The sequence below is a fragment of the Pseudoleptotrichia sp. genome (assembly GCF_057270515.1).
The window spans coordinates 204,316-218,258 of record NZ_DBHIXS010000001.1 but is presented as its reverse complement, the minus strand read 5'-3'; the positions used below and the strand labels follow the sequence as shown (position 1 = coordinate 218,258).

The window sequence follows — 13,943 nt, the reverse complement described above, 5'->3', positions numbered from 1 at the left end:
CAAGCTGAGAACAGGAGAAGTTTTAAGCAAAGATGAGCATGATTTTTGCAGAATGAATACAAGAATTTTTGAAAATTTAAAATTTAAGAAAGTTAGGAGAGCTATGAAAAAATGGCAACAGTAGAAATAGACAGACTGAACTGTGAAATAAGGTTGCTATATCCGACTAACGAAAGTGTCAAAAAACTTGAGGAATGGCAGGAGGAAATAAACAACTATCCGATTAAAATTATTCCTCAAAATACAATAACAATGGAGCAAATGAAACTGTTATATGTGCTTTTCAAACAGTTCAGTGAGGGTATAGAGTGGTACGATTTAGGATATACAAAAGACTATTTAAAAGACATGTTCAGTAGTATATATGAGATTGGAGAGTTCAGTTTAAGTCCATTTAAGAAAAATCCGTTGACGCTGGATCAGGCTACTGAATTTATCCAGTTCATAATAGAACATGGAATTGAGAATAATATAAATCTTTATATCCAGGATAAAAATACAGGAGTTAAAAGACATATAAGGGAGATAGTACCTGATATTCAAAGATATGTAATTAGATGCTTAAGGGAAAGAGTATGTTGCGTATGTGGAGAAAAGCATGACTTTAAGAATGGAAAAATAGTGGACTTGGAACATTATGATAATATTTCCAGTACAGCTACAACTTATGATCTAGATGATGGACTACAGAGCAGGTTTTTAACTTTATGCAGAAAACATCATATGGAAATACATAATATACCTAAAAAGGAATTTATAGAAAAATATATCCTTGAGCCTGTATGGTTAAATGAACAGTTAGTATATGAATTGCTTGACAAATATCCGAATCACTTTAAGCTATTTAGAAAACGCTTAAAGGAAGGATATTATGACGGACTGATAAGGAAGGAGAAGAAATGAAGAAAATATTAGATGCATGCTGTGGCTCAAAAATGTTCTGGTTTGATAAAGAGAATGAAAATACAGTATTTATGGACAATAGATACTTTAATGATACTTTATGCGACGGTCGAATTTTAGAAATAAATCCTGACATTATTGCTGACTTTAGACATATGCCTTTTGAAAATGAAAGTTTTTATCTAGTTGTATTTGATCCGCCACATCTATTAAAAGCAGGAGAAAATTCATGGTTGGCCAAAAAGTATGGCAAGTTGAAATTGGACACATGGAAAGACGACATAAGGCAGGGCTTTAATGAATGCATGAGAGTCTTAAAGCCAAACGGAACATTGATTTTTAAATGGAATGAGGAACAAATAAAATTAAATGAGATTTTGGCCACTATTGATTTTAAACCTTTGTTTGGAAATAAGAGGTCAAAAACTCACTGGCTTGTGTTTATGAAAGAATAAAATAATAATCGTTTTGCTGATGTTGGGAAAACGATAGAGAGGAGAAAATAAAATGGTAAAATTTTTAAAAATATATTTATTAGGTTTTATAATAGTTTTTGCAATTTTAACAATAGGAAGAACAATAAGGAAAATAAGTGAGTACAAAAGAACTGGTAGATGGAACAGCCACAAAATCGAATGGGGCGAAATAACATATTATTCACTTTATAGCTTCAGCTTTTTTGCTTTGCTTTTAGACGACTTTATAAAAGAAAATCTACGATAAAAAGTTTTGAAAAACAGAGGAAATATGGTATAATAAGAGGGTGATAAAATGCTTACTAAAGAGCAGATAAGACAAATTGAAAATGACAAAAAACTATTTTTCTTTATCATTGAACTTTTGAAATTGAAATCAGAAGTTAGAGAAGTCGAAATGACAGCCGTTTTAAAAAATGGAAAGATGATAAAGAAAAAAAAGTTGTTAATTGAATAAAGGCAAGAACATAAAATTTGTGAGCCGACTTGTACGTAGATTAGAGATAGTCTATTTATAGGTCGGCTTTTTTATTTAGCCTCCTCCTTAATTTATATATACGAGACCATTAGTTTAACAAGGGTCGGTTGCGTTTGGTGGGAAAGTTAAAAAAAGAAAAATGGAGACAGGAGCATGAGCAATGAAGACATAAAACTGTTAATTAAAAATGAATATGAGAACGGGACTAGCATGAGTGTTTTATCAAAAAAATATAATGTAAAACTAAACACGATAAAAGGCTGGAGCTATAAAGAGAAGTGGATTAAAAAAAAAGAGAATACTACAACCAAAAGAGGAACAACCAGCAAAAAGAAAAAGCAACCGATTAAAGTGGTTGCAAACGAAAAAGAAATAAACATACAGAGGGATATTTTAAATGGAAAAAGCAAACAAGAAATAATGTCCAAGTACGGCATTTCAGAACGTACTTACAGCAGGAAGACAAAAAATGCAAGAGAATTAAGAAAAGAACGTACTGAAAAATATCTCGAAAAGATTGTAGATGAGGTATACAAAGGCGACATTTACAAGATATTAAAAAATACAGAGGTTGCAAAAGCTAATCTGATAATAAAAACTACTAATGAGTTAAGCAACAAAGAAGAAACGAATATTAAAAAGATACAGGAATACGAAAAAGCGTATCAGACTATTAAGAAAATGGGTATGGATTTAATGAGAACAGGGAAAATGTTAACTCCTTATGAATTGCTTGAAATAGATCAGCAATTATCAAATGAGGAATTGCAGCTGGAAAAAATAGAAGTTGAAAAGAGTAAGAATAAAATCAACAATGAAGATACAAAGATAGAAATTGAGTTGATCGAAGTATGAGGATAAAAACTGAAATCAATAAGCACTTTAAAGAATTTATCAAGGACAACGAGAAGAGCGTGTATTTCATGCTTGGTGGATACGGAAGTAGTAAGTCATACAACGCTGCGCTTAAATTGATAATAATGTCTGCTATGGAAAAAAGAAAGATATTAGTAGTCAGACAGGTAAAAGAGAATTTAAGAGGGAGTTGTTTTGCAGACCTGGAAAGTAGTATTGAAACATTAGAATTAAATAACTACTTTTACAGAACAACAAGTCCTTTGAGCATAAAATGCACGATAACAGGCAGTGAATTTATTTTTAGAGGATTAGATGATGTAAGAAAGATAAAGTCAATAAAGGATATTGACACAATCTGGATAGAAGAGGCAGACGAAATTGATTTTAAATCATTCAAAGAACTTAAAGCAAGGTTGCGTTCTGTTAGAAATAGAAATGTTATCATTCTTACAACTAATCCAAATGAATATGGGACGTGGACATACAAGTATTTAATGGAAATGTTAGGCAAGGCAGGACTTGAGGAAAATGACTTGTATAAAAATAGGATTCTAAAGCTAAAGGAAGTAACGAAGCTAAAAAACGGCACAGAATATGCCGAAAAAATATATCTACATCATTCAGTCTATACCGATAATAAATTTCTGCCTGATAATTTTATAGCAGACTTGGAAAACGAAAAAGACCCGTTTTTAAAGGCTATAAAAACAGAGGGTAAATTCGGAAGTTCGGGAGAAGTTATTTTTCACAATATACAGATACTTGAACAAGAACGGATAGAGGAAATTATAAAAGATAAATTTAATCGATATGCAGGATTCGACTTCGGATTCAGTAAGTCATACAACGCAATTGTAAGAATGGTAATAGATGAAAAATTGAACGACTTATACATATACGAGGAGTTTTATCAGAATCAAATAACCGACCCCGAAATGTTGGAAACAGAAATCATTCAAAAAATGATAGCATACGGAGAGGTTATATACGCCGACAGTGCAGAGCCAAAGGCAATAGGATTTTACAACCTTAACGGTCTTAGCATTATGGGAGCAAAGAAAACGCCTGATATAAGCAAGGCAGGAGTGAGGAAAGTACAATCTTTCCGGAACATATTTATTGACCCTGATGTTTGTCCGAATACATATAGGGAACTAACAACGTTAAAGTGGCATTTTGATAAGAACGGATTAATTGCTAAAAATCCTAAAGTTGGTAAGCCGTTTAATATTGACCCACACAGCTTTGACGCTATCAAGTACGGCTTAAATGACTACACGCCGTACATATTAAATAAAGACTACTACAAGCGAAAGGAGGATGATAATGTTTAAATTTTTAAGAAAGAATAAAGGCTCTCCGATGACGGTAAGAGAGTTTATAAATAATTACGGTTGGGGATATAAGGAAAATGGAGAAAAATTTTTAAAAGAATTATATAAAAATCCTTTTACATCTGCCGGGATAACAAGAATCAACGAAGCCTTGAATAATCTTAAATGGAGTACATATAAAAAAGGTCGAAGCGATAATGTAACGGAAATGAAAAATACGTTCGTAAATAGGACGTTAAAAAAGCCGAGCAATATCTTAAACATAGACCAATTAATCAATTATTTTGCACTCTATTATATGTTATTCGGCGAGTTGTTAGTAATGCGGATTGATTTATTTACAAAGTCTGAACTCGTATTATTCAAAAAAGGCACTTATTACATTGAATACGACAATGACAACGTACTTAACGGCATCAAGAGTATTCAAATTAATATGAAAACGTATAGAGGAGAAGAATTAAAACAATTCTTTTATGTAAAAGGGGTAAATATTTACGACAATATAGCTGGAGCTGGAGCTGGAATAAGCAAAATACAGTCACTTTCACTTTTACACGATTATTATTGTTATATAACAAAGTGGAACAACAGCCTTTTAAAAAACAGTGGGAAGCGGGATATTATAGCTCTCGTTAAAGCTTTTTTAAATCCGCAGAAACGTAAGGAATTGAAAGATGACATCAAATCCCAATCTGGAGCGAAAGCGGCAGGGGATGTGCTTATTTTAGACGGTCAGGATATTAGTATTGTAAACGGAGATTTTAGCCCGAGAGAGTTTGACTTTTTACAGGCACTTGATGAGATAAGGAATATAACGGCGGCAGTTATGAACGTACCGTCAATATTAATCGGAGATAGGACTAATAGTAAATTTAGCAACTACAAGGAAGCTAAGAAAGACCTATACACCGAAAATATTATTCCGATAGCTCAACAAATAGCCGAACATCTAAACAATATATTTGCTGATAAGTTAGAAGTCAACGAGTATATAGACTTTGATACAAGCGATATAGAGGTTTTGAAAGAGGATAAAAACGTCAAAATGGAACGACTGAACAATATAAGCTACTTAACTATTAACGAGAAAAGGGCAGAGCTTGAATATCCTCCAGTTGAAAACGGAGATATTGTCTTAATTGACGGCTCGAAAACACCGCTAAACGAAATATTTGATGAAGTAAAGCCGGAAGAGGAGGACAGAACACAAGATGAAGAAACTGACGAAGAAAACAGCTAAACAGATAGCGAAAAAGCAATTAAAAATGAGAAATAAGCTGATATGGAAACAGTATTCAAGAGTGAGGAAAGTTTTTCAAGAACTCGGGCTTAAAATAGAAATTTCAACAATTTTCGTAAGTGCGGCAGCTTTTAAGACTTTTGAAAAAAGACTGTATTCGGTGTTTCGAGTAGGTGTAGAACAGACAATAAAGGAAACATCAGAGTTTTTGAGAACGGTAAGGGGAGTCGATAAATCATTAATTCCGACCGTTCAAAATAAAGCTTTGAAAAAGTTAAGTAAGGAAGTTACGGCGAAGAAAGTAACAAATATAACGGAAACAACAAGAAAAAAGATAAACACTATCATAACAAACGGACAGGAAGCAGGAAAAAATATTAAGGATATAGCTAAGGAAATACAGAAATCCGTAAATGGTATGAGTAAAAACAGAGCAATGAGAATCGCAAGAACAGAAACAGCACAGACAAGTACGGTAACGTATCACACGGGATTAGTAGAAGCAGGATTTGAGAAAACTTGGTGGCACGTCGGAGGAGGTAAACAGGACAGGGAAAGTCATTTGGCTTGTGACGGCGAAACAATCAAGGCTGATGAAATATTTAGCTGCGGATTGAAACATCCACATGATCCTGATGCAGGACCCGAAGATTTAATAAATTGCCACTGTGAATTAGTATAAAGGAGGTAAGAATGGAACAATTTAAGCGAAGTGTCGAAATGTTATTAAAGAAAGACGCGGAAGAAAAAGGAATAATCGAAGGACAATTAATAACTCACAGCGTTATTGATAGTTACGGAGATTATTTTGATAAACAAGCATTGGATAAAGTAAATAAAGATAAAACTTATTTTTTGCTGCATATGCATGAATGGAGTAAAGAGCTTGGAACGCTGAAAGTATATCAGGACGAAAAAGGAAATCTAAAATTTACAGCTAAACTTGACTTATCTACTGATGAAAATGGAAATGCAATAAATAAGGACGCGCAGAAAGTTTATTCGATGATGAAAAATGGAGCAAACTATGAAATGTCTGTAGGAGGATATATTCGGAAAAGAGAATTTAGAAATATACAGACAGGCAAAGGGGATACCGAGGTAAGAGTAATAAAAGAAATAGAAGTTGTCGAGGGTAGTGTGGTTTTGAAAGGAGCAGTACCCGGAGCAACGGTTGAAACAGTAAAAAACGAAAATATTAATAAAAATGAGGAGGACAATATGTCAGAAAAAAACAAAGAATTTGAAAACCTGGAAAAAGGAATTGAAACAGTCAATGAAAACATTAAAAAAACAGATGAGAATGTCGAAAACTTAAAAAAATCAGTAGAGGGATTTGAGGAAAAATCAAACAAAACTAATGAAGAGATTGAAAAAATGGCTCAAACATTAGATGAATTGATGAAAAAAGGAATACAAAGTCAAGATGACAGAGATAATGAAGCAGTTGAAAAATTTAGAAAGTATCTTGTAACTGGAGATAGCACAATAGAGGGATTAAGCGTACAAAAAGCGGCAATCAATACAGGGAATGTGGCTGTATTAATACCAAATAAATTACATGATGAAATACTGAAAGAAACGAAAGAAAACAGTCATTTCCTTATGAATGGAAAAATCTTTACAATAAGTGGAGAGTTTTTAAAAGTTCCTGTTAGAAATGCAATAACAGAAGCAAATGAAATCGTACTTGAGGGAGCAGGAAATACAAAAGACGGTGGATTAGGCTTTACTGAAATTGAATTAAGAGCAGGATACAGACAAGTGAGATATCCTGTTACAGATGAAGCGAGGGAAGATTCTGCTTTTGACTTAGTAAGTGAAATCAAAGAAGCGATAGCGGAAGATTTTGGGCAAACTTTATCTGCTTTGACTGTAAAAGGTGTTTACAACACAACAACAGGACAATTTATAGAGGGATTCTTAACGAATGCCGACGTAATAGCAAGTCCAGTTGTAACCGCTACAGCAAATACTGTAGTTTGGGAAGATATGGTTAGGCTCGAAACTAACTTGAAAACTTCATATAGAAAAAAAGCAGTTTACTATGTGTCGCCTAAACTTTACGAAGAAATGAAGTTGTGGAAAGACGCCAACGGTATTCCGTTATGGAATACGATAAAAGACGGGGCAACTATGATGTTTAATGGTTATCCTGTGGTTGTCGAAGAGTTTTTGGACGAAGTTAAAAAAGATAAATTCCCTGCGGTATTCTGTGACTTTAAACAAGGATATGCTTATGCGATGAAAAAAGACTTTGAACAAGAATTACATAGAGACCCGGACAAAAGAATAACTTCTTATTACACGAGAATCAGACTTGGAGGAAAAGTAATGAGACCGAAAGCATTCTCGGTATTGAAAGTAAAATAGGAGTTGATAAGCAATGCTTATAACTATAGAAGACTATAAGAAAATAACAGGCAAGACCTTAGCTGACAATGAAGCGGCTAAGGTTGAAGCTTTGTTAAAAGTTGCTATAAGTTACATCGAAAACATTCTCGGCTATACACTTGATGAGGGAGAAGTAACTGAAGTATATCCGCACAGAAAGACTGTATACTTAAATTTTCGCCCTATACAGGAAGTTAAGAAAGTTAGCTTAAATGAACATTGGCGAGAGGGTAAAAACTTCGTAGAGTTCCCGAATTTTAAGGAATGTCCATGTTGTGATAACGACAGAGAGGTCGTAATAACATACGTGAAAGGATATAAGGAAATTCCTGATTGGCTTAAGTATGAAATTTGTAGCTTGATAGAGGACTTTATAAACAGTTTTGACGAAGAAATGAGCAAATACACGAGTTACAAGATAGATGATATAGCTTATTCAATGCGGGATTTGATGAAAAGCAAAAGTGAGAAAATAAACGGTATCGTGAGGTTGATATATGGAAATTAATTTCACACTTGACGGATTAGAGTATCTGGAAAAAGAGCTGGAATATCTTAAGACCCACGCCGTGAAAGTCGGAGTGCTTGGGAAAGAGGGAGCTGGGGAAATGAAATATCAGATAACGTTTATACAGGAATATGCTGTTCACAACGAGTACGGGACAACTATATCAAAAGGTAAAAATAAAGGTATGAGACATATACCCCCTCGACCATTCTTCCGTTTGTCAGTGGCAACAGCAAGGGCTCAAAAGGAAATACAGGATTTTATGGCTGATGAGATAGAAAAGGTTATAAGTACAGAGATAACGGGAGAACAATATTATAAAAATGTTGGAACTTTCGTCGTCGAAAGAATTAAAAAAACAATATATTCATATGGGTTTAAGCCTAACAACCCATACACAATCAAGAAAAAGAATCAATCGAAACCGCTTATGGACACTGGCTCGCTTTACAATTCAATCTCTTATGAAATAGTGGAGGTGTAAAGTGGTACATAAAACATTTATTCCGAAAAGATTTTTCAGCAAGTGTAAAATCTCAAAGAAAGTGAACAAGTGGGTGAATAGCCGTAAAGTCGAAACAGAAGAAAATATCGAATTTGAGGGAGCTGTCTTTAATCTTGGAAGACAAGATGTGAGTTTTCTAACGGAACAAGGAATCAATGTAACTTTGGACAGCAAAAAAATATATTGTTACCGGGATATCGAATTGAAAGCGACTATCGAATTTGACGGAAAAGAATATACGGTAGTAACAGGCAAGGAGTATATGAAACACGACGAACTACGGATTTACTACATTGAGAGGTTGAAAAATGAATAAAGCAGAGAAATTAAGGCTTAAAATAGCTGAATTTGTAGACTTTCAAGTCATTAGAGATGACTATGTAGCGGAAGTACCGAGAGAATGTGCAGTAATGCAGATAATCAGTAAAGATAGATCGGCTTATAGCGGTAAAAGAATAATAGAAAAAACAGATGAATATATTATAGAACAGACAGCAAGACGAGTTGAAGCATATTTACAATTTGACTGTTATGCAAAGACGCAGGAACGGGCAGAGGAAATGGCTGATGTGTTGCTTAATAAAATTATCTATGAAAACAAATACGACTTAATACGGGCAGGTTTCGGATTGTCAAGCGATGATATGACAGTAACAGACAGAACATTTTTAGAAAATAAAACATACGTTTATAGATTTGGATTTGATATACAGATGAACTGGAGAGAATTAAGCGAAAGAAAAAGAATGTTAATGAAAGACGTAAAAGTCGAAGTAAAAGAACAAAATTAGGAGGTAGAAAATGGCTAAGAAGAAAATCAGAGTAACGGTTGTAAGACCGAAAAAACCGCTTTTATTAGGCGATTTCGGGAAAGTGTTATTTATAACAAAAGAAGCCGATAAGGACTATAAGAAATATACGAGTTTAGAGGAAGTCGGAAAAGACTTTGGAAAAAACTCAAAAATGTATAAAGGGATAGAAGTATTTTTAAGTCAAGAGGATTTTGACGGAAATGTAATACAACCGTCCGAATGGTACTGCGTGAGCAAGGCAACACCAGACGCCGCATTTTTGGACACATTACCAACGGGTGATTTTTACGGTGTAGTTGTAGACTTTTTCGATGAAACATTTACATTAGCGTTAGCGAAATGGCTTACAAGAAACGTTAAATTTGGAGTTGTAGCAAACAGTTTAGGAAAAAACAATAAAGCAGGATTAAAAGAAAGCACAAGAATCTACTTTATGCACGGAAAAGCGGCAGGAGAAAATTTAGATATATTCGGATTGCCTGCTTGGACGTTTATACAAGGAATAAATGGACGTTGGGCAGATAGAAGAATATTAGGAGTTGAGCCGTCGACAAACGATGAAACATTACAATCTGATTTGTCGGAAGCACATATCAATTATACTTATACAACAGTCGGATATAACGCAGTAACAAGCGGCTCTTGGTGTGCTGACGGAGAAAGACACGCAGACCAAACAATTAAGATTGACGCTATTGTACATGGTATTGATAGCAATTTGAAAAAGTTACTAATCAACGAGAGAAACTTGACAATGGACGGTGGAGGAATACCTAAAGTTGAGGGCTTACTGGATAGAGTAATGTTGGCTATGGGAAAACAGGGAGCAATCGCAAGAGATTCCAACGGTAACTATATTTATAAAATCACAGTACCGTCAATAGAAGACGATAATCCACAAACAGGATTGACTGATGATGACTTTATAAACAGGGTTTTAAGAAACGTAAAAGTCGACTTTATGATGAGTGCAGAAATCGAAGAAATCGAAGTTGAGTTAGTATGGCACGACGGACCATTAAAATAATAAGGAGGTAGAAAATGAGTAGTAATAAATTTTTAGAAAAATCAGTTGACTTAGACAAAGTCGATTTAGAAATAAATTATCCCGGCATAGGAACTTATTTAATTAAAGAAGCTAAAGAGATTGTGAACGCGGCAACAGAAGACAGTCACTCAATGACGGACCCTGATATTAAAGGGGGAGTAAGAACTATAAGAACAAAAGTAACAAAAAGGGAAATAAAAGTAACAACAACAAAAGGCTCTGATGACGACATATTCCTTGCAAAATGTCTCAAAAACCCACAAGGAACACTTGGAACTTTGACATACATAGATGATACAGGAGATAACAAAGTAACAGGAACAGGACAAGGAGTATCGATTCAGAAAGCGGCAGAAAGAAAAAATAATACTAAAGACATTGATATTGAATACACTATTCAATGTGCAAAATATGATGAAAAAATTTAGGAGGGTAGAAAATGGAAGATAACAAAGTTAAGGAAATAGAAAAAGAGGAAAAAGATGAGTTTGTAACATTAGACGGAGCAGGGCGTTATAGAACGCCTTTTCAAGAAATATTTATTGATGATAAAGGAACTATAAAAGAGGTTATCTTTGAAATCGTCAAGCCACAAAATTTGGCTATGTATAACAAGGCTTACTGGGATTTTGCGGCAAATAAAAATGTTTATGAATTTGCACAAAAGATATTACCAAAGGCGATAAATAAGCCTGCGGAAGCAAGAAAAGTCGAGTTTTTTGATTTTGACCCGGAGGCATTGACGGAATTAGTAACGTTGATTATTGAAATAATGGGAAAGTATCAAGAGAACAAGAAGAGAAAATTAAACATGACATTGAGATAGCAAAAGAACAGTATGAAGACCCGTTTATTAATAGTAAATGGTGCTTCATTATTAAGAATGATATAAAAGACCCGAATATCGTACTTAATATGGACAATGTCAAGTTTTATCAATGGTTACAAGCAATCGAAGATTTTGCGGAGGTTAAAAAGTAATGGGAAAAGGCAATAAATTAGAAGTCTTAATGAGTTTCAAAACACAGGATTCTCCGCTTAATAGAATTTCGGAGAAGCTAAAGAAAATAACTGGAATAGGCGGAAAATTAGAACAGAAATTAAATAAATTGACGTATAAAATGAACACTAAAGGCGTTGATAAGCTTAATAACGCTATCATAAAAACAGCGGGAATAGTTAATAGAACAGGGAATTTGTTCAATAATATCAAAAGACGGATTGAACGAAGTTTCCCTGTCCGTCAGTTAGCACTTTTTAAATCGTCTGTATCTAAAGTAGTTACAACTATGAAAGCCCAACTCGGACCAGCTTTTAATCAAATAAAAAGCAAGGTGCTTAACAGTTTCCCGGTGCGGGCAGTTAACAAATTAAGAGAAAAACTTAAATCTCTTAAAGATAAAGCAAAAGACACAGGAAAGGGATTTAGTTTTTTAAAAGGAAAAATTGGCTCATTAATAGGAATGGCAGCTGGTATTGTTTCGATAGGTGCGGCATTTAGCTTTGTCAATAGTTCGATAGAGGACTATAAGGCGGATATGATAAACGCTACAAAGCTAAAATCTAATATTCAAATAGTGCAGGCATACAAAAATGACCCTACAACTATGAATAAAGTGTTTCAAGAGTTTCAATCAGAAGCGAGCAGAATACAAGGAATAGGAGTGTTTGGCGACGAAATGATAGTTGGCGCACAGGCACAATTAAGCACATTCCAGTTGTCTAATAAAGAAATCAATATGTTAATGCCTAAAATTGCCGATATAGTAGCGAATCAAAAAGGAATGAATGGAACAGCAGAGGACTTTTTCGGTACAGCTAATATGATTGGAAAGGCAATGTCAACAGGGATGTTAGCTCCGTTGAGAAAAGTTGGAATTGCCTTGACAGACGCAGAGATGAAGCAATTTAAGACGTTAAATCAAACTCAAAGAGCGGCGAAATTACAAGAGATATTATCAAAAAACGTAGGAAACATTAATGAAGAACTTGCAAAAACACCGCTTGGAAAGATTAAACAGGCAGAAAATGCTTGGGGGGATATGAAAGAAAAAATCGGAGAAGCCGCAGTCAATGTAAAGGGGAAATTTGCCCCGTACATATTGCAGGCAATACCGATTGTTGAGAAGTTAGGAACTAAGATTATTGATAGCGTAGGACAAGGAATTGACTATGTAATCGCAAATAGTGGAAAGATAACAGGAGCTTTCAAGACTGTGTTTAACGGAATAGACTTAAAAGGTTTATCCAGCGGAATGTTATCAGCACTTGGGGGATTTTATAACGCTATTGATTTTAGCGGGATATTTAGTGGAATCAATGAAATATTTAAGGGGATTATGTCCGGTATTGATATGGGACAAATTTCTAAGATATTCAGTGACATCGGAAATGCCGTAAGTGTATTTTATAAAACTTTAGATTTTAAAATGATAGGAAATGCTATAGGCACAGTGTTTAGAGTGATTCTGAAATTAGTTTCGACATTATCTCCCTATTTAGCTCCTATAATGCAAATGATAGCGAGTATAGTTAATTTAGTAATGCAAATAATACCGGGATTAGAGCCGATTGCTCTTGTGATTATCCAAATAGCCGGAATGCTTTTGTCAATGCTAATGCCTGCGGTGCAGTTTATAGTAAACGGATTCGTAGTGGGCTTCTCGTTTGTTACTATGGTACTTCACGGTATTTCGGCAGTCGTTTCGTCCGTGTTAATGATTATAATTGGAATCGTATCAGGATTTGTATCAGCGGTACAAACTATATTTTCGTTAATAGGGTCGTTTGTTCAACTTGTATTAACTGGGGTTGTTGGACTATTTACAGGAAATTTTGACGCAGTACAAAATGTAGTAAAAACGGCAATAGATAAAATCAAAGGATTTTTTGATGGAATTGTAAATAAGGCTAAAGACGTTGGGAAAGCAATAGCAGACGCTTTTAAAATTAAAATGCCTGATTGGATGAATAAAGGTGTAGCGGCAATCGGGAATTTTGTCAAAGGAAGATATATCGGAGATAGAAGCTGGGAGGGTGGACCAGTTACAGTAGCAGAAAAAGGTCCTGAATTAATTACACCTCCGAACGCTAAGCCGTTTATGATTCCTAACCAAATGACGCTGGATTTACCACAGGGAACGGCTATAGACACGGCAGAATCTACTCGAAGAATGGTTAATAAAATGGGAAGTGCTAATGAGAAACTGTCAAGCAAAGGTACGACATCAGTTAAGAAAGAAAGTGGAGGAACTAAAAAGGTTGTGTTTTCTCCGGTATTTCACATTTATAATAGCGACAAAAATGAGGAAAATATAGAAAGTCAAATAAATAGAGTATTGAATAAGTTTTTCGAGGAAAAATTAATTGGAATGGGAGGATAAA

The 13,943-nt window shown here is 34.5% G+C and carries 17 protein-coding genes; all 17 read left to right on the top strand.

Going from position 1 to position 13,943, the window contains the following annotated elements; genetic code table 11:
* Positions 1–111: 111 nt before the first annotated feature.
* The 17 genes from ACO5J6_RS01035 (at position 112) to ACO5J6_RS00955 (ending at position 13,942) form a co-directional block, all read left to right on the top strand.
* Positions 112–903, top strand: a complete 792-nt coding sequence (locus tag ACO5J6_RS01035) for a putative HNHc nuclease (protein WP_485641510.1) — start codon at positions 112–114, stop codon at positions 901–903.
* A 32-nt stretch (positions 904–935) separates the two neighbouring features.
* Positions 936–1,358: an SAM-dependent methyltransferase gene (locus ACO5J6_RS01030; protein WP_485641509.1), complete on the top strand. Its 423-nt coding sequence runs from the start codon at positions 936–938 to the stop codon at positions 1,356–1,358.
* 52 nt (positions 1,359–1,410) lie between these two features.
* Complete coding sequence (locus ACO5J6_RS01025; RefSeq protein ID WP_485641508.1) at positions 1,411–1,626, top strand: hypothetical protein; 216 nt, start codon at positions 1,411–1,413, stop codon at positions 1,624–1,626.
* A 48-nt stretch (positions 1,627–1,674) separates the two neighbouring features.
* Entirely contained in the window at positions 1,675–1,836 is a 162-nt protein-coding gene (locus ACO5J6_RS01020) for a hypothetical protein (protein WP_485641507.1), read from the top strand.
* A gap of 231 nt (positions 1,837–2,067) precedes the next feature.
* A complete protein-coding gene (locus ACO5J6_RS01015) occupies positions 2,068–2,712 on the top strand; it encodes a hypothetical protein (RefSeq protein ID WP_485641506.1) in 645 nt (214 codons plus the stop codon).
* Positions 2,709–4,049, top strand: coding sequence for a PBSX family phage terminase large subunit (locus ACO5J6_RS01010; protein ID WP_485641505.1), 1,341 nt, complete (start codon positions 2,709–2,711; stop codon positions 4,047–4,049). Before ACO5J6_RS01015 ends, ACO5J6_RS01010 begins: the two co-directional genes overlap by 4 nt.
* Positions 4,042–5,292, top strand: a complete 1,251-nt coding sequence (locus ACO5J6_RS01005) for a phage portal protein (protein ID WP_485641503.1) — start codon at positions 4,042–4,044, stop codon at positions 5,290–5,292. The genes ACO5J6_RS01010 and ACO5J6_RS01005 overlap by 8 nt, the downstream gene beginning before the upstream one ends.
* Positions 5,264–5,974 carry a phage minor head protein gene (locus ACO5J6_RS01000; RefSeq protein WP_485641502.1) on the top strand — a complete coding sequence of 237 codons (711 nt, stop codon included), beginning with the start codon at positions 5,264–5,266 and terminating at the stop codon, positions 5,972–5,974. The genes ACO5J6_RS01005 and ACO5J6_RS01000 overlap by 29 nt, the downstream gene beginning before the upstream one ends.
* A gap of 11 nt (positions 5,975–5,985) precedes the next feature.
* On the top strand, positions 5,986–7,665 hold the full coding sequence (locus tag ACO5J6_RS00995; RefSeq protein ID WP_485641500.1) for a phage major capsid protein: 1,680 nt from the start codon (positions 5,986–5,988) through the stop codon (positions 7,663–7,665).
* A gap of 91 nt (positions 7,666–7,756) precedes the next feature.
* Positions 7,757–8,194, top strand: coding sequence for a hypothetical protein (locus ACO5J6_RS00990; protein WP_485641498.1), 438 nt, complete (start codon positions 7,757–7,759; stop codon positions 8,192–8,194).
* Positions 8,184–8,678, top strand: a complete 495-nt coding sequence (locus tag ACO5J6_RS00985; RefSeq protein ID WP_485641496.1) for a hypothetical protein — start codon at positions 8,184–8,186, stop codon at positions 8,676–8,678. The genes ACO5J6_RS00990 and ACO5J6_RS00985 overlap by 11 nt, the downstream gene beginning before the upstream one ends.
* Position 8,679: 1 nt before the next feature.
* Positions 8,680–9,015: a hypothetical protein gene (locus ACO5J6_RS00980; protein ID WP_485641494.1), complete on the top strand. Its 336-nt coding sequence runs from the start codon at positions 8,680–8,682 to the stop codon at positions 9,013–9,015.
* The gene (locus ACO5J6_RS00975; protein ID WP_485641493.1) at positions 9,008–9,490 is read left to right on the top strand and encodes a phage neck terminator protein; all 483 of its coding nucleotides are present in this window, start codon (positions 9,008–9,010) and stop codon (positions 9,488–9,490) included. Before ACO5J6_RS00980 ends, ACO5J6_RS00975 begins: the two co-directional genes overlap by 8 nt.
* 10 nt (positions 9,491–9,500) lie before the next feature.
* A complete protein-coding gene (locus ACO5J6_RS00970) occupies positions 9,501–10,538 on the top strand; it encodes a hypothetical protein (protein WP_485641491.1) in 1,038 nt (345 codons plus the stop codon).
* A gap of 14 nt (positions 10,539–10,552) precedes the next feature.
* Positions 10,553–10,987: a hypothetical protein gene (locus ACO5J6_RS00965; RefSeq protein WP_485641489.1), complete on the top strand. Its 435-nt coding sequence runs from the start codon at positions 10,553–10,555 to the stop codon at positions 10,985–10,987.
* 11 nt (positions 10,988–10,998) lie between these two features.
* Positions 10,999–11,385, top strand: a complete 387-nt coding sequence (locus ACO5J6_RS00960) for a hypothetical protein (protein WP_485641487.1) — start codon at positions 10,999–11,001, stop codon at positions 11,383–11,385.
* A 184-nt stretch (positions 11,386–11,569) separates the two neighbouring features.
* Positions 11,570–13,942 carry a hypothetical protein gene (locus ACO5J6_RS00955; protein WP_485641485.1) on the top strand — a complete coding sequence of 791 codons (2,373 nt, stop codon included), beginning with the start codon at positions 11,570–11,572 and terminating at the stop codon, positions 13,940–13,942.
* Position 13,943: the final 1 nt, after the last annotated feature.

Bases quoted from the DNA above. Each gene is read 5' to 3' on its own strand.
- ACO5J6_RS01005 (WP_485641503.1), top strand. From the start codon at position 4,042: ATGTTTAAATTTTTAAGAAAGAATAAAGGCTCTCCGATGACGGTAAGA.
- ACO5J6_RS01020 (WP_485641507.1), top strand. From the start codon at position 1,675: ATGCTTACTAAAGAGCAGATAAGACAAATTGAAAATGACAAAAAACTA.
- ACO5J6_RS00995 (WP_485641500.1), top strand. From the start codon at position 5,986: ATGGAACAATTTAAGCGAAGTGTCGAAATGTTATTAAAGAAAGACGCG.
- ACO5J6_RS01025 (WP_485641508.1), top strand. From the start codon at position 1,411: ATGGTAAAATTTTTAAAAATATATTTATTAGGTTTTATAATAGTTTTT.
- ACO5J6_RS00965 (WP_485641489.1), top strand. From the start codon at position 10,553: ATGAGTAGTAATAAATTTTTAGAAAAATCAGTTGACTTAGACAAAGTC.
- ACO5J6_RS00985 (WP_485641496.1), top strand. From the start codon at position 8,184: ATGGAAATTAATTTCACACTTGACGGATTAGAGTATCTGGAAAAAGAG.
- ACO5J6_RS01030 (WP_485641509.1), top strand. From the start codon at position 936: ATGTTCTGGTTTGATAAAGAGAATGAAAATACAGTATTTATGGACAAT.
- ACO5J6_RS01035 (WP_485641510.1), top strand. From the start codon at position 112: ATGGCAACAGTAGAAATAGACAGACTGAACTGTGAAATAAGGTTGCTA.
- ACO5J6_RS00970 (WP_485641491.1), top strand. From the start codon at position 9,501: ATGGCTAAGAAGAAAATCAGAGTAACGGTTGTAAGACCGAAAAAACCG.
- ACO5J6_RS01015 (WP_485641506.1), top strand. From the start codon at position 2,068: ATGAGTGTTTTATCAAAAAAATATAATGTAAAACTAAACACGATAAAA.
- ACO5J6_RS01010 (WP_485641505.1), top strand. From the start codon at position 2,709: ATGAGGATAAAAACTGAAATCAATAAGCACTTTAAAGAATTTATCAAG.
- ACO5J6_RS00960 (WP_485641487.1), top strand. From the start codon at position 10,999: ATGGAAGATAACAAAGTTAAGGAAATAGAAAAAGAGGAAAAAGATGAG.
- ACO5J6_RS01000 (WP_485641502.1), top strand. From the start codon at position 5,264: ATGAAGAAACTGACGAAGAAAACAGCTAAACAGATAGCGAAAAAGCAA.
- ACO5J6_RS00975 (WP_485641493.1), top strand. From the start codon at position 9,008: ATGAATAAAGCAGAGAAATTAAGGCTTAAAATAGCTGAATTTGTAGAC.
- ACO5J6_RS00955 (WP_485641485.1), top strand. From the start codon at position 11,570: ATGAGTTTCAAAACACAGGATTCTCCGCTTAATAGAATTTCGGAGAAG.